Origin of the sequence: Sphingomonas sp. BK345, assembly GCF_014193845.1 — a bacterium.
Classification (GTDB): Bacteria; Pseudomonadota; Alphaproteobacteria; order Sphingomonadales; family Sphingomonadaceae; genus Sphingomonas.
On record NZ_JACHZX010000006.1, the window covers coordinates 68026 to 83006 of the forward strand.

The following is a 14981-nucleotide window of genomic DNA, read 5'->3' on the forward strand; positions in this document are numbered from 1 at the left end:
TGGGAGATCACGCACCGGGGCGGAGTCGAAGAGGAGGCTGAAGGCGGTGACCGCGCCATTTCGATTCCCCCGCTTCTTCGTCACCAGCCCGCAGCCGTGCCCGTATCTGCCCGGCCGGCAGGAGCGGAAGGTCTTCACCGAGCTGAGCGGCCCCAACGCGGGCGAGCTCAACGACGCGCTCGGTCGCATCGGTTTCCGCCGCAGCCAGTCGGTCGCCTATCGGCCGAGCTGCGCGGGTTGCGCCGCCTGCGTGTCGGTGCGCGTGCTCACGCACCAGTTCGAGCCCAACGCGAGCCAGCGCAAGCTGATGCGCCGCCACGCCGATCTCGAGGTGAGCGCGTGCCGCCCCTGGGCGACCGACGAGCAATATCAGCTGCTGCGCCAGTATCTCGCGGCGCGTCATCCCGGCGGCGGGATGATCGGGATGGACGAGATGGACTATGCCGACATGGTCGAGCAGTCGCCGGTCAACTCGGTGGTGGTGGAATATCGCGAGCCCGCGGTCGGCGACCGCCCCGGTCGGCTGGTCGGCGCCTGTCTCACCGATCGCCAGACCGACGGCCTGTCGATGGTCTACAGCTTCTTCGCCACCGAGCAGGATGCGCGGCCGGGGCTCGGCAACTTGATCATCCTCGATCACATCGCGCGTGCGCGCGAGGCCGGGCTGCCCTACGTGTATCTCGGTTACTGGGTGAAGGGCTCGGCGCGGATGGCGTACAAGACGCGCTATCGCCCGCTCGAGATGCTCGGTCCGCGCGGCTGGACGCTGATGCCGGAGGAAGAGAGCGCCGCGGTCCGGGTGTGAGGGATCGGGGAGCGGTGTGGTCGCTCGGCACGCCTGCCCCCGTCCACTGGCGTCATTCTGAGGTCGTCTCAGGATTCGCACCGCGCCTCAGAACCCAGTATGCTCATTGTCGCAGAGGCGGCTCCCCCTTCCCGTCACCCCGGACTTGGTCCGGAATCCACTCCTCCGCAAGAATAACGCGACATGAGTGTGCGGCACGGTGAATCCCGGACCAAGTCCGGGATGACGGAGGGTTCTTGCAAGGATCTCGCTTGCGCAGGAGCCCGAGGCCACCGCGCGCACCGCCCGCGACGCTGGGTTCCTGCCTCCGCGGGAACACCGCTTCGAGAAAGACGCCCCCCTCACTCCCCCGCGAAATAGCGCGCCAGCGGCTCGATCATCTCCTCGGGGATGCGGCGTGCGATCACCGGCATCACCTGTTGTGGCTGACGCGCGTCGACGATCTTCTCGTCGCCGCGCCAGTGGCGCAGCCGCTCGGCGAGATACACCGCGCGCTGGCCCGCGAGCACCGGCTGCGGCTTGCCCGGCGCGTGGCAGCTCGCGCAGGCCGGCAGCTGGCGCTCCGGCAACCCGCGCTCGACGATCAGCCGCGCGCGCGCGTCGCGCGCCGGAGCCGCGCCAAGCCCCGGCATCGCGGCGAAATGCGCCGCCAGCGCGCGGCGCTGCGCGGGCGTGAGCACCGCGGCGACATTGGCCATCACCGCGCTCTGCCGCCGCCCGTCGGCATAGGCCGCCAGCGTCGCCTCGAGATAGCCGCCGCGCTGCCCGCCGAGCACGGGGATGTCGGGCTGGCCGCGCCCGCGCCCGTCGGCGCCGTGGCAGGCGACGCAGCCCGCCAGCGTCGCGCCGGCGAGCGTGCGCGCGTCGGTCGTCCCCGCGCCGGTCGCGCCGCCGCTGAGCAGACGATATTCCGCCGCCGACATCACGGGAAGCCGCCGCACGAAGGCGACCATGCGGCGGATCTCGTCGTCGCGCCCCTTCCCGCCCCAGGCCGGCATGCCGCTATACTTCACGCCGTGGCGCAGGATGTAGAACAGCTGCTTGTCGGTCCACTGTGTGGCGTTGACCGCGAGGTCGGGCGCGGGCGGCATCGCCCGCTGCATCACCGGCGAGGGGCGCTGGCCCGGTGCGCCGTGGCAGGTCGCGCAGGCCGCCGCGAAATGGCCCGCCGCGCTCACCATCGCGCCGTCGCGCGCGATCGAGTCGTCGGGCGAGTCGAAGAAGCTGTGTGTCTTGACCGAGTTGCGCATGGTCCAGTGGAGGAACCACTCGGTCACCGCCCAATGGCCCGACGAGGCGGCGATGTTGAAGATGCCCGACCAGGCGAACAGCAGCCCTGCCGCCGCCAGCGTCGCCAGCGCGGCGACCAGCCGCTTCCAGGTCACCCGGATCGTCATGCCGCACGCGGCTCCCGCAAGAGGGTAGCGAGCAGCCACAGCCCGCCGAGACAGTAGCTCGCGCCGCCCACCACCAGCATCACCACACCGCCGAGCTGCTGGTCGGCGAGCGCGTCGAGCCCCGGCGCGGGGTGCATCGCCATCATCGCGTAGAGCGGGCGCGGCGCCAGCCCGATCAGCGCGCCCAGCAGGGTCATGTGCATCGAGGTGAGCAGCAGCGCCGCCGCGCCGGCCGCGGGCTGCGCCAGCGCGGCGCGCCACAGCGCCACGCCCGCGGCGAGGAACAGCGCCTGCTCGGCCAGAGAGACGAAGTCGTGCGCGTCGGCGAGCGCGCGCAGCGCGGGGAAATGCCACGCCCAGACGATCGCGAACTCCACCATCGCCCAGAGCAGCGGCGCCCCCGCGCCGCGCGGACGCCGCGGCAGCGCGGCGGCGAGCGCTGGCGCGGCGACCGCGACCGCGCCCATGTGCGCCGCCATATGCCCGGTCATGCCGAGCCCGGCGAAGCCGAGCGCCGTGGCGCCGAGCGCGAGCGCGAGGCCGGGCGCGGCTCTCACCGGCAGTCCGTCAGCAGCAGCGCGGGCGCGGCGGTGAACAGCACCGCGACGAAGCTCAGCCCCGCCAGCAGCAATGTCGCCGTGGCGAGAAAGCGCAGCCGGTCGATGTCGGTCCCCTCGTCGTGCGGCGGGTCGTCACCCGGCGTGCGCGACTGCACCCAGGCGATCCAGCCCGAGGCGAGGATGATCGCCAGCGCCGCCCCCGTGCCGACCACGAAGGCGACCGGGAAGCGCGGGAAGGCGCCGAGCTTGGCACAGCTCACCGCCACCCAGAGGTAGCAGAAGAGGAAGTGCACCGCCCAGACGGTCGGCGGCACGATCAGCGTCCACAAGGTGACGCGCAGCCCGCGGACGCGCTCACCCAGACTCTGCCGGCCGCGGGGGGCGTCCTCTTTCATGCCGCCCCCGGAAACAGGCCGATGGTGGCGTAGGTCACTACCGCGGTCAGTGCCATGAAATGCTGGTAGACGGTGATGTTGCGCAGGTCGGCGTCGTGGCGAGGCGTCATCCGCCCGGCGAGACTCCGCGCCAGCGTATAGAGCTGCATGATCGCACCGACGCCGCAGTGCGCGGTCGTCCAGATCGCCAGCGTCCACACGATCGCGGGATAGACGTGGAGCTCGGGCTGCAGGCCGCTCAGCCACGGCCCCGCCAGCCCCGCGCCGATCGCGCCGAGCGACAGCAGCGCCGCCACTCCCAGCGCCGCGCGCGCGGCGCCGACCGCCTCACGCCGGTTGAGCTCGCGCGCGGCGACGGTCAGCGCCCAGCTCGCCAGCATCACCGCCATCGCCAGCATCGGCCAGAAGCTGCCCGGGCCGTCCAGGCCGGGGCCGCTGGGCGGGAAGTCCTCGTGCCGCGTCCAGAAGAAGAAATAGCCGAACACCAGCCCCGAGAAGGCAGTGGCGTCGGCCATCATCGTGATGAACATCGCCCACCAGCCGCTCGCCGACGCGCCCGAGATGTACAGCGGCAGCACGATGCCGTGACCGATCGGCTTGCAGTCCTTCTCGGGGATCTCCGCGGTGCCGGTCCACAGCCAGTAGAGCACCAGCGCCAGCGTCACCACCGCGCCGACCAGCGCCGGCCAGTAGAGATGGTAGGTCGTCAGGATGAAGACGCTGCCCAGCGCGATCGCGGTGAGCATCGGCACCACGCTCGGCCCGCCGAGCCGCAGCACCTGCACCGGCCGTGCGTCGAGCACGCTGGTGACGATCGTCTCGCGCCGGCCTTCTTCCGCGTCAGGCAGGAAGAAGCGGCCCTCGTCGACCTTGGCGACGAAGTTCGTCTGGTCCCAGATCGGGTAGCGGCTCTCGATCAGCGGGATCGAGCGAATCCCCCAGTCCTCGTCGTCGGGATGGGCGAGCCACTCGAGCGTTCCCGCGGCCCAGGGGTTGCGCGGCGACTTGGATCGGCGCGGGCTCAGCGCGAGGTCGACGCAGACCAGCAGCACGCCCGCGGCGAACACCCAGGAGCCGATCGTCGAGGCGAGGTTGAGCCCGCCGATGCCGAGCTCCTCCGGGTAGGTGAAGACGCGGCGCGGCATCCCCATCAGCCCGGAAAAATGCATCGGGAAGAAGGTGAGGTTGGCGCCGCCGAACAGCAGCCAGAAGGCGGTGCGCCCGATCCGGTCGGACAGCTTCTTTCCCGTGATCAGCGGCCAGTAATAATAGAGGCCGCCGAACAGCGGGATCAGCGTGCCGCCGATCAGCACGTAATGCAGGTGCGCGACGATGAAATAGGTGTCGTGCGCCTGCCAGTCGAACGGCGCGATCGCCACCATCACGCCGGTCAACCCACCGATCACGAAGATCGCGATCGAGCCTGTCACGTAGAGCAGCGGCGTCGACCAGGTCACGCGCCCGGCCCAGAGCGTCGCGATAAAGGCGAAGATCTGGATGCCGGTGGGGATCGCCACCGCCTCCGACGCGGCGGAGAAGAACGCCAGGCTGATCTTGGGCAGCCCGGTGGTGAACATATGATGCACCCACAGCCCGAAGCTGAGGAACGCCGTCCCCACCGCCGCGAGCACGATCCACGGGTAGCCCAGCAGGTGGCGTCGCGCGAAGGTCGGCACGATCATCGCGAACAGCGCGATCGAGGGCAGGAAGACGATATAGACCTCGGGGTGGCCGAAGATCCAGAACAGGTGCTGCCACAGGATCGGGTCGCCGCCCTTGGCCGCGTCGAAGAAGGGCCAGCCGAGCAACCGCTCCAGCTCGAACAGCACGTCGCCGGCGATCAGCGGCGGGAAGGCGAACAGGATCATCACCGCGACCACCAGGATGTACCAGGCGTAGAGCGGCATCAGGTTGAGCCGCATGCCTGGCGGGCGGCACTTGAGCACGCCGGTGATCAGCTCCACCGCGGCGGCGACCGACGACACCTCGATGAAGCTCAGCCCCAGCATCCAGATGTCGGCGCCGAGCCCGCTCAGGTCGGTGCGCGTGGTGAAGGGCGGGTACATGAACCAGCCGCCGTCGGGCGCGGCGTCGAAGAAGATCGAGCCCGAGACGAACACGCCGCCGATCAGGAAGCTCCAGTATCCGAACGCGCTGAGCCGCGGGAACGGCAGGTCGCGCGCGCCGAGCAGCTGCGGCAGCAGGATGATCGAGACCGCCTCGAACATCGGCACCGCGAACAGGAACATCATCATCGAGCCGTGCAGCGTGAACAGCTGGTTGAAGGTCGACGGCGTGACCAGCTCGTTGCCCGGCTGCGCCAGCTGCACGCGCATGATCAGCGCGAGCACGCCGGCGAACAGCATGAAGCCGAACGCGGTCAGCGTGTACCACACGCCCACCTGGTTGTTGTTGGTGTCGGTCCAGCGCAGGAACAGGCCTTTGGGCGGCGCCCAGACGGCGCGCAGCCGCTCTTCCTGGGCTGCGCGCAGTGCGGGATCGTCCTGCGCGTGGAGGCTCATCGGTTCGTCTCCAGCCAGCGCGCGATCGCGGCGGCGTCCTGCACGGACATCTGCGGGTAAGCGGGCATGCGCGCGCCGGGCTTCACCGCGGGCGCGTCGCGGATGAATCGGACGAGGTTGGCGGTGGTGAGCGGCTGGATCCCCGCCGCCATGGTCGCGCGGCTGCCGAGATGCGTGAGGTCGGGGCCGATCGCGCCCGCCGCGCCGGTCCCGCGCACCACGTGGCAGCCGCCGCAGCCGTGGGCGTCGAACAGCCGCGCACCCGCCGCGGCGGCAGTGGTGACCGGGCGGCGCTCGGCGGCGAGCCAGGCGTCGAAGGCGGCGGGCTCCATCGCCACCACGTCGAACGCCATCAGCGCGTGGCTCAGCCCGCAGAACTCGGCGCATTGCCCGCGGAACCGCCCCGCGCGCGTCGCGTGGACGACGAGCGTGTTGGTGCGCCCCGGCACCATGTCCATCTTGCCGGCGAGCCCTGGCACCCAGAAGCTGTGCAGCACGTCGCCACCCTCGAGCGCGAGCACGACGTCCCGCCCGACCGGCAGGCGCAGCTCGTTGGCCGAGGTCACCGCGGCGGCGCCGGCGGGTCGATAGGCCATGCGCCACCAGAATTGCTCGCCCGTCACGGTGACGCGCAGGTCATCGCGGGCGGCGCGGATCGGGCGCATCGCGGGCAAAGTCGCGACGAGCAACGTGAGCAGGACGACGCTGGGCACGATACCACCCGCCCACAACACCAGCCGCATCCCCTGCCGGTGGGTCAGCGCGCCCTCGCGCGAGCGCGACGCGGTGACCATCAGCGCGGCGAGCGCCAGCGCGATCACGACCGCGCCGAGCACCATCCATCCGGTCAGCCCGGCGAGCCAGGCGGCCTCCGTGCCGAATGTCGTGAATGCGGATTGGCGCCCCGAGCCGATGATCCTGTCCCCCTCGGTCGAGAAGGATCTTGATAAAGCTTTGTTCCTGACCGCGCGGTGACGAAATGTTGCTGCGGTATCGATTGCATCATCTCTTTGCACACCGGGGCAGGCCGGGGTCCAGGTGGGGAACGTCGGTGCGACTTAACAGTGTCGCCTAATTGGGCCCCGGCCTGCGCCGGGGAACAGCCAATGAAGACGAGCGGCATCTCTCCCCAGTTGCGTCATCCTGAACTCGGTTCAGGATCCGCCATGCCGCCCACCAAAGCGCGGCGGCGCCTGCGCGACAGTGGATCCTGAAACCAGTTCAGGATGACGCCCGATCCCTACGATCCCTCCCGGCTCCGAGCACGAGACCAGCCCACGCAACATCTCGTCCGCCGGAAGGTTATCCCAGCGATGCGCCACCCCGACGAAGCGCTGCCGCCCTGGTGGGAGAGCGGCACGGTCTACCAGATCTACCCGCGCTCGTTCCAGGACAGCGACGGCGACGGTGTCGGCGACCTTGCCGGGATCGAGCGCCGGCTCGACCATGTCACCGCGCTCGGCGTCGACGCCATCTGGCTGTCGCCGATCTTCCCCTCGCCGATGGCCGACTTCGGCTATGACGTCGCCGACTATTGCGGGATCGAGCCGATGTTCGGCGACCTCGCCGCCTTCGACCGGCTGCTCGCCGCCGCGCACGCGCGCGGGCTCAGGCTGCTGCTCGACTTCGTCCCCAATCACTCGTCCGACCAGCACCCCTGGTTTCAGGCGAGCCGCTCGAGCCGCACCGACCCGAGGCGCGACTGGTATATCTGGCGCGATCCCGCCCCCGAGGGCGGGCCGCCCAACAACTGGATCAGCGACTTCGGCGGCTCGGCCTGGGAATATGACGCCGCGACCGGGCAATATTACCTGCACGCCTTCCTCAGGCAGCAGCCCGATCTCAACTGGCGCAACCCGGCGCTGAAGGCGGCGATGCTCGACGTCATGCGCTTCTGGTTCGACCGCGGCGTCGACGGCTTCCGCATCGACGTGCTGTGGCATATCATCAAGGCGGAGGGACTGCCCGACAACCCAGCCAACCCTTATTGGCGCCCCGGCATCACCGAGCGCGACCGGCTGATCCAGCAGCATTCCACCGACCAGCCCGAGGCGCACGCGATCGCCGCCGAGATGCGCGCGCTGGCGGACAGCTACGGAGAGCGCGTGCTGATCGGCGAGATCTTCCTGCCCAACGAGCGCCACGCGCGCTGGTACGGCACACTCGAGCGGCCGCAGGTACACCTGCCCTTCAACTTCCAGCTGATCGAGAATGCGTGGGACGCGGCGTCGCTGCGGCGCGTGATCGGCGACTATGAGGCGTCGCTGCCGCCGCACGGCTGGCCCAACTGGGTGATCGGCAGCCATGACGCGCCGCGCATCGCCGCGCGGGTGGGCGAAGCGCAGGCACGCGTCGCGGCGATGCTGCTGCTGACGCTACGCGGCACACCGACGCTCTACCAGGGCGACGAGCTCGGCATCGGCCGAGTCGATATCCCGCCCGAGCGCGTGCGCGACCCGCAGGAGCTGCGCCAGCCCGGCATCGGCATCGGCCGCGACCGCTCGCGCACGCCGATGCCGTGGGACTCGAGCCCGTTCGCCGGCTTCTCCACGGTCGAGCCGTGGCTGCCGCTCAACCCGGACTGGCGCACGCGCAACGTCGCCGCGCAGGAGACCGATCCGCAATCGATGCTGGCGCTCTACCGCCGTTTGATCGCACTGCGCCGCGCGCACCCGGCGCTGGCGGTCGGCGACTTCGCGCTGGTCGACGCCGCGCCCGACGTGCTGGCGTACGAGCGGCGCGACGGCGACGCGATGCTGCGCGTGGCGCTCAACCTCTCGGCCGAGCCGCGCCCGCTGCCGTTCGGCGGCGAGGTGCTGCTGTCGACGCTCGACGGCGCGGGTGACGGCGTGCTGCGAGGGGACGAGGGCGTGGTGATGCGTTAGGTATGTACGCGCACGCCGACACCGTCGCTTCATCCGTCTTCCCGGACTTGGTCCGGGATCCACCGTGCCGCAGACGAACCGGCCGCGATGCCTGTGGTGACGTGGATCCTGAAACGAGTTCAGGATGACGTCAGGAGAAGGGGGAACGCCCACGCCCCGCATGACGAAGGACCACATATGAAGATCGCCATGCTCGCCCCGATCGCCTGGCGCACCCCGCCGCGCCATTATGGCCCGTGGGAGCTCGTCACGCACCTGCTCACCGAAGCGCTGGTCGCGCGCGGCATCGACGTCACGCTCTTCGCCACGCTCGACAGCCTCACCGCGGGCACGCTCGACGGCGTCGTCCCCGCGCCCTATTCGGAGGATCCCAGCATCGACGCCAAGGTATGGGAATACCGCCATCTCGCGCACGTGTTCGAGCAGGCCGACCAGTTCGACCTGATCCACAACCAGGCCGATTTCCCCGCGCACGCCTTCGCGCGGCTGGTCGACACGCCGCTGGTGACGACGATCCACGGCTTCTCGTCCGACCGTATCCTGCCGATGTACCAGCCGTTCCAGGATCGCGTCCATTATGTCGCGATCAGCGACGCCGACCGTCACCCCGCGCTGCGCTATGCCGCGACGATCCACCACGGCATCCCGCTCGACGACTTCGCCTTCGATCCGCGCGGCAGCGACGACCTGCTCTTCTTCGGCCGCATCCACCCCGACAAGGGCGCCGAGGAAGCGATCGCCGCGGCGCGCGCGAGCGGGCGCCAGCTGCACCTGTACGGCATCGTGCAGGACCAGGGCTATCACGAGCGCGCCGTGGCGCCCGCGCTCGGTGGCGCGGGGGTGACGTGGCACGGCGCGGTCGGCGGCGCCGAGCGGGTCGCCGCGCTGGGGCGTGCCCGCGCGTTGCTGCACCTGATCAACTTCGACGAGCCGTTCGGCCTCTCGGTGGTGGAGGCGATGGCGTGCGGCACGCCGGTGATCGCCAACCGTCGCGGCGCGATGCCCGAGCTGATCGAGCATGGCGTCACCGGCTTCCTGGTCGAGAACGTCGACCAGGCGGTGGAGGCGATCGAGCATGTCGGCGAGCTCGACCGCGCCGCCTGCCGCCGCCGCGTCGAGGAACGCTTCAGCGTCGAGCGCATGGCCGACGACTATGCCGCGCTGTACCGGCGGATCATCGGCTAAGGGCGCGAGTCGGACGCCCGGCTCGCCTCAACCCGTACCGTCATGCCGGACTTGGTCCGGGATCCACGGCGCCGCGCCCTCAGCGGCCGTCGAGCAGGCGGAGGGGTGGATGCTGGACCAAGTCCGGGATGACGGAAGGGCGGGGTGAAGAGCGTCGGAGCGCGGCCGACATTCAGCTCCATCAGCCGCCGCTCACCACTAGCACCCACCCCGCGCTGGCGAGCGGCGTCCGCGGCCCTTATCTCCCACGGCATGACCGCTTCGCCCGAACGCCGCGCCACGCTCTACCGCATGGTCATGCCCGGCCACACCTGCCCTTATGGCCTCAAGGCCAAGGATCTGCTGGAGCGCCGCGGCTACACCGTCGTGGACCATCCGCTGCGCACGCGCGAGGAGACCGACGCCTTCAAGGCCGCGCACGGCGTCAGGACCACACCGCAGACCTTCATCGCGGGCGAGCGCGTCGGCGGCTACGACGATCTGCGCCGCCACTTCGGCCAGCGCGTCGCGGCGGCGGGCGAGACCAGCTACCGCCCCGTGGTTGCGGTCTTCGCGATGACCGCGCTGATGGCGCTCGCGGCCAGTCACGCCGCCTACGGCACGCCGTTGACGGTACGCGCGGGCGAGTGGTTCATCGCCTTCAGCATGTGCGTGCTCGCGTTGCTCAAGCTGCAGGACGTCGAGACCTTCTCGACCATGTTCCTCAACTACGACCTGCTGGCGCAACGCTGGGTGCGCTACGGCTATGTCTATCCCTATGCCGAGGGGCTGGCGGGCGTGCTGATGGCGGCGCACGCGGCGGACTGGCTGTCGGTGCCGATCGCGCTGGTGATCGGCGGCATCGGCGCGGTCTCGGTGGTCAAGGCGGTCTACATCGACCGGCGCGAGCTGAAATGCGCGTGCGTCGGTGGCGCCACCCGCGTGCCGCTCGGCTTCGTGTCGCTCACCGAGAACGTGATGATGGTCGCGATGGCGCTATGGATGGCGGCGCGATGACCCTCGGCGCCGACGCGCGAGAGGAAAGATACGAGACTTTCCGCAAATAGATGCGCCGTTCGCGCAGACACAAAACGTAATCCTGCTGGAGGACGCCTGTCACGGCGAAGTCGTTGACTCCTCGTTAACCAGAAGCTGTCTGGTCGCGGGCGAGCGCGATCCGGGAGACGTCGCGATCTCTGCTTCGCCCGACGACAACAGAGGGAGTTGCGATCATGAGACAGGCAGTTCTACTGGCCACCGCGGCCGTGCTCGCGCCGGCGAGCGCGTCGGCGGCGACGATCTTCGGCGTGGACGAGACCAACAGGCTGGTGACGTTCAGCAGCGCGATGCCGGGCACGTTCACGTCCTCCGTGAAGATCACCGGCACCAACAGCAGCATCGAGGCGCTCGACTTTCGCCCGCTCAACGGCATGCTCTACGGCCTTGGCACCGATCGCGTCGTCTACACCATCAACACGATGACGGGCGTGGCCACCGCCGCCAGCGCCGCGTTGGGGATCGAGGGAAGCGTCTTCGGCTTCGACTTCAACCCGACGATCGATCGTGTCCGCATCGTCAGCAACACCAACAACAATTACGTCTACAATCCCAACGACGGCTCGCTCACCGGTGCGCCGACCACCAGCCCGCTCGGCTATGCCGCGGGCGATCCGAACGCCGGGCGTGACCCGGGCGTGAGCGCGGCGGCCTATACCAGCTCGAGCTTCGGCGCGCCGGGCACCTCGACCCAGCTCTACGTAATCGACACCGATCTCGACGTGCTCGCCAAGCAGAACAACAACGGTGGCGTGCTGACGACGGTGGGCGGCCTGGGCCGCGACCTGGGCTCGCGCACCAGCTTTGACATCGCGGGGAGCGAGGCGTTCGCGTACAACGGCCGCTCGCTCTACAGCGTCAATCTCGAGAGCGGCGCGCTCGCGACGCTCGGCACCACGTCGCGCCAGCTGTTCGGCATCGCGGTCGCGCCCGTGCCAGAGCCGGCGACCTGGGCCATGATGATCCTGGGCTTCGGCGCGGTGGGCTACTCGCTGCGCCGTCGCACCGCGCGCGTGCGCGTCACCCAGCTGGTCTGAACGGGATCGAGGGCGCGAGAGCGTCATTCATCGAAGCGAAGGCGTGCTCCGGCGGAAGCCGGAGCCCAGGGACACTGTCGCCAACACCTGCTGCCCTGGGCTCCCGCGTGCGCGGGAGCACGTCTCACTTCGAAGGGATCAGCCGCTCACGCGCTCCTCGACACCCTCAGGGCTGATCTTCGGCGGCCTTGGCGGCGGCCTTGCGCTCGCGCTTCCACCGCGTCGCGTTCTGCACCACGCATCCCGTGGCGCTCGCCGCGCCGACCGTCGAGCAGCTGCCGACCCCGACCGCGCCGACGCCCGAGTTGGCCGCCTCCTTCGCCGCCCAGGCCTGGTTCTCGGGCGTCACCTCGAAGTTGCGCAGCTCCTTGGGGATGCGGAACTGCTCCTCGGCGGGGCGGCGCGTGCAGACCACCACCTCGGCGCCGTCGGCGTTGGTCGGGCAGCGCTCGTTGCCGTAGAGCACCAGCACGCCGTTGACCGGCGCGTTGCGCGACACGCCCTCCGCGACGGTGGTGCGCGGCGCGCGGACCGCGTTGGGCGACGGCGGCCCGCTCTGCGCCAGCGCGGCCGCCGGTGCGGTCAGCAGCAAAGCCGCGGCGAAGACCCGTCCTACCATCACCTTCCCTCTCAGATCCTCTTGGCGGTCGCGATCGCCACCCGGCAGCCGAGCCGGATCACCGCCGACATCAGCGGATAGGCGGGCGCGTTCTCGGCGCCGTGCGCCAGCGCGGTGTCGCGATGCTCCAACTCCTCGGCCTGGAACTCGCGGATCGCCTCGGACAGCTCGGGGTCGCTGTCGCCGAGCGCGACGAGCTGCTCCTCATAATGTTTGTCGATCTCGGTCTCGACCGCGGCGGTGCAGGCCATCGCCGCCTCCGGGCCGATCGCTGCCGTCACCGCGCCCAGTGCGAAGCCGGCGACGTCCCAGAACGGCTGGAACAGCGTCGGTCGCACCCCGCGCTCGATGATCATGCGATCGAAGAAGGCGCGGTGCTTCTCCTCCTGCAAGGCCATCGCCGAGATCTTGCGCGCCATCGGCGAGCGCTGCCCCATGATCGCGAGCTGCCCCGCATAGATGCGGATCGCGCCGAACTCGCCCGCCTGGTCGACTCGGATCATCGAGTCGCTCGCCGCGGGTTTGTCGCCGGGTTTCCAGGTCATGCGCGCCTCCACAGCTGCGATACGATCAGCGCGGCACCGGCGAAGGAGAGGAGAGCGTTCCATCCCGCCAGCGACACGCCGAGCAGCGACCATTGCGCCGCGTCACAGCGAACGATCGGCGCGGCGAGCAGGTCCTTAAGCGCCTGGTCGGTGGAGAGGCCTACGGTGCTGGTCGTCTGGGTGCAGGCGGTCACGCCCTGCCACCAGTGATATTCCACCCCGGCGTGGAACACGCCGATCGCGCCCGAGACGACGATCAGCGCCGCCGCCCCCGCCACCAACGTCGCCTGGACGCGCGGCGTGCCGATCACGAAGGCCAGCGCGGCCATCGCCGCGGCGCCGTAATGCGGCCAGCGCTGCCAGTGGCACATCTCGCACGGATAGAGCCCGCCGATCAGCTGGAACGCCCAGGCGCCCGCGAGCAGCGCCGCGGGCACCAGCAGCGCGAGCAGCCGCGCGGTGCGCAGCCCCCGGCTCAAGCGGGCGCCGAACGGCCGGTCGAGCGCCGCCCCGGTCACTTCTTGCTCGCCGCCGGCGGATTGCTCGCCATCGACTGGGTCACCGCGGCGACCTGCTGCGGTCCGCCGAGCCGCGCGATCGTCTTGAGCGCGTACCACAGCTGGAAGTCCTCGACGCCCTGCTTCTTGAGCGACTCAGGGGTCGCGGTGAAGCGCGGGTCGTCCTTGGTGTCCTCCTCCAGCACGGCGTTGTCGGGTGACTTGATCTCGTTGATCAGGTGGCGGCGCAGGTCGGCCTCGCGGAATACCGGGCGCGACTTGTAGTCTGCGTCGGAGAGCTGCGGCACACGGATGTCGGGCTCGATCCCGCCCTCCTGCACGCTCCGCCCGGACGGCGTGAAGTAGCGCGCCGTGGTGAGCCGCAGCGCGGTGCGCGGGCCGAGCTGGAGCAGCGTCTGCACTGATCCCTTGCCGAAGCTGCGCTCGCCCATCACCAAAGCGCGGTGATGGTCCTGCAGCGCGCCGGCGACGATCTCGCTGGCCGAGGCGGTGCCCGAGTCGGTCAGCACGATGATCGGCAGGCCGTGCGCGACGTCGCCCGGCTTGGCGAAATAGCGCTCGATATCGTCCTTCTCGCGGCCGCGCTGGCTGACGATCTCGCCGCGCTCGAGGAAGGCGTCCGAGACCTCGATCGCCTGGGTCAGCAGCCCGCCGCCGTTCTCGCGCAGGTCGACGACATAGCCCAGCGGCTTGTGCCCGAGCGACTTGTCGATCGCCATCACCGCGGCGCGCGTGTCGGCGCCGGTCGCCTCGGAGAAGGTGTTGATGTTGATGTAGCCGACGTCGCCCTTCACTTCCCATTTGACCGGGCGCTGCACGATCACCTCGCGCACGAGGGTCACGTCGATCGGCTTGTCGCGGCCAGGGCGCACGAGCGTGAGCGAGATCTTGGTGCCGGGCTTGCCGCGCATCTGCGCGGTCGCCTCGTCGAGCGTGCCGCCGTAGATCAGCTTGCCGTCGATGTGCGTGATGAAGTCGCCCGACTTGATCCCGGCGCGCCCGGCGGGCGTGTCCTCCTGCGGCGAGACGACCTTCACCGCGCCGTCCTCCATCGAGACGGTGAGGCCGAGGCCGCCGTAATTGCCCTCGGTCTGGATGCGGAGATTGTCGAAGTCGGAGGCGTCGACGTAGCTGGAATGCGGGTCGAGCGCGGCGAGCATGCCGTCGATCGCGCCCTTGATCAGCTGCTCGTCGGTGACCTTGTCGACGTAGTCGGCCTTCACGCGATTGTAGACGTCGAGGAACTTGTCCATCTCGCGATAGGTGCTGGTATCGGCGGCGGCCATCGCGCCGGTGGCGACCGGCACCATCGCGATCGTGGTGACCAGCGCGGCGGCCTGGAGCAGCTTGGACTTCATGCGAACGGTCGAGACCCCGGTGAGAGCGATCCCGCGATGTAGCGGAATTGCACGACCGATCCTAGCGCCCGCGCGGCTGAACCGCGGCTGAGCGGATGAGGGCGGTCGCGCTCTACTGCT

General features: G+C 70.0%; 15 protein-coding genes. 6 read left to right on the plus strand and 9 right to left on the minus strand.

Features of this window, described 5'->3' with window-relative positions:
- Positions 1–46: 46 nt before the first annotated feature.
- Complete coding sequence (locus FHY03_RS17310; protein ID WP_183931824.1) at positions 47–805, plus strand: arginyltransferase; 759 nt, start codon at positions 47–49, stop codon at positions 803–805.
- 341 nt (positions 806–1146) lie between these two features.
- Here FHY03_RS17310 and FHY03_RS17315 read toward each other — a convergent pair whose 3' ends face one another.
- From FHY03_RS17315 to FHY03_RS17335, 5 genes are read right to left on the minus strand one after another with little or no spacing between them, the layout of a single operon-like run.
- Entirely contained in the window at positions 1147–2202 is a 1056-nt protein-coding gene (locus tag FHY03_RS17315; protein ID WP_183931825.1) for a c-type cytochrome, read from the minus strand.
- Positions 2199–2759, minus strand: coding sequence for a cytochrome c oxidase assembly protein (locus FHY03_RS17320; RefSeq protein WP_183931826.1), 561 nt, complete (start codon positions 2757–2759; stop codon positions 2199–2201). Before FHY03_RS17320 ends, FHY03_RS17315 begins: the two co-directional genes overlap by 4 nt.
- Positions 2756–3157: a hypothetical protein gene (locus tag FHY03_RS17325; protein WP_183924624.1), complete on the minus strand. Its 402-nt coding sequence runs from the start codon at positions 3155–3157 to the stop codon at positions 2756–2758. The genes FHY03_RS17320 and FHY03_RS17325 overlap by 4 nt, the downstream gene beginning before the upstream one ends.
- Complete coding sequence (gene ctaD, locus FHY03_RS17330) at positions 3154–5679, minus strand: cytochrome c oxidase subunit I (RefSeq protein WP_183924622.1); 2526 nt, start codon at positions 5677–5679, stop codon at positions 3154–3156. The genes FHY03_RS17325 and ctaD overlap by 4 nt, the downstream gene beginning before the upstream one ends.
- Positions 5676–6500, minus strand: coding sequence for a c-type cytochrome (locus FHY03_RS17335; protein WP_311722132.1), 825 nt, complete (start codon positions 6498–6500; stop codon positions 5676–5678). The genes ctaD and FHY03_RS17335 overlap by 4 nt, the downstream gene beginning before the upstream one ends.
- Here FHY03_RS17335 and FHY03_RS17340 point away from each other — a divergent pair.
- The 5 genes from FHY03_RS17340 (at position 6466) to FHY03_RS21170 (ending at position 11821) form a co-directional block, all read left to right on the plus strand.
- Positions 6466–6654, plus strand: a complete 189-nt coding sequence (locus FHY03_RS17340; RefSeq protein ID WP_183924748.1) for a hypothetical protein — start codon at positions 6466–6468, stop codon at positions 6652–6654. The two genes, FHY03_RS17335 and FHY03_RS17340, sit on opposite strands and share 35 nt — an antisense overlap.
- Positions 6655–6992: 338 nt before the next feature.
- A complete protein-coding gene (locus tag FHY03_RS17345) occupies positions 6993–8564 on the plus strand; it encodes an alpha-amylase family glycosyl hydrolase (protein ID WP_183931828.1) in 1572 nt (523 codons plus the stop codon).
- Between the two features lie 177 nt (positions 8565–8741).
- Positions 8742–9749 (plus strand): glycosyltransferase family 4 protein, encoded by a 1008-nt coding sequence (locus FHY03_RS17350; RefSeq protein WP_183931829.1) that lies wholly within the window; start codon positions 8742–8744, stop codon positions 9747–9749.
- A 252-nt stretch (positions 9750–10001) separates the two neighbouring features.
- Positions 10002–10745, plus strand: coding sequence for a MauE/DoxX family redox-associated membrane protein (locus FHY03_RS17355; RefSeq protein ID WP_183924614.1), 744 nt, complete (start codon positions 10002–10004; stop codon positions 10743–10745).
- 215 nt (positions 10746–10960) lie between these two features.
- Positions 10961–11821: a DUF4394 domain-containing protein gene (locus FHY03_RS21170; RefSeq protein ID WP_183924612.1), complete on the plus strand. Its 861-nt coding sequence runs from the start codon at positions 10961–10963 to the stop codon at positions 11819–11821.
- Between the two features lie 166 nt (positions 11822–11987).
- On the opposite strand, the gene FHY03_RS17365 is transcribed toward FHY03_RS21170, so the two are convergent.
- From FHY03_RS17365 to FHY03_RS17380, 4 genes are read right to left on the minus strand one after another with little or no spacing between them, the layout of a single operon-like run.
- Complete coding sequence (locus FHY03_RS17365; RefSeq protein ID WP_183931830.1) at positions 11988–12440, minus strand: hypothetical protein; 453 nt, start codon at positions 12438–12440, stop codon at positions 11988–11990.
- A gap of 11 nt (positions 12441–12451) precedes the next feature.
- The gene (locus tag FHY03_RS17370; RefSeq protein WP_183931831.1) at positions 12452–12985 is read right to left on the minus strand and encodes a demethoxyubiquinone hydroxylase family protein; all 534 of its coding nucleotides are present in this window, start codon (positions 12983–12985) and stop codon (positions 12452–12454) included.
- Complete coding sequence (locus FHY03_RS17375; RefSeq protein ID WP_311722138.1) at positions 12982–13503, minus strand: disulfide bond formation protein B; 522 nt, start codon at positions 13501–13503, stop codon at positions 12982–12984. The genes FHY03_RS17370 and FHY03_RS17375 overlap by 4 nt, the downstream gene beginning before the upstream one ends.
- On the minus strand, positions 13500–14861 hold the full coding sequence (locus FHY03_RS17380; protein WP_183924606.1) for a S41 family peptidase: 1362 nt from the start codon (positions 14859–14861) through the stop codon (positions 13500–13502). Before FHY03_RS17380 ends, FHY03_RS17375 begins: the two co-directional genes overlap by 4 nt.
- Positions 14862–14981 lie beyond the last annotated feature (120 nt).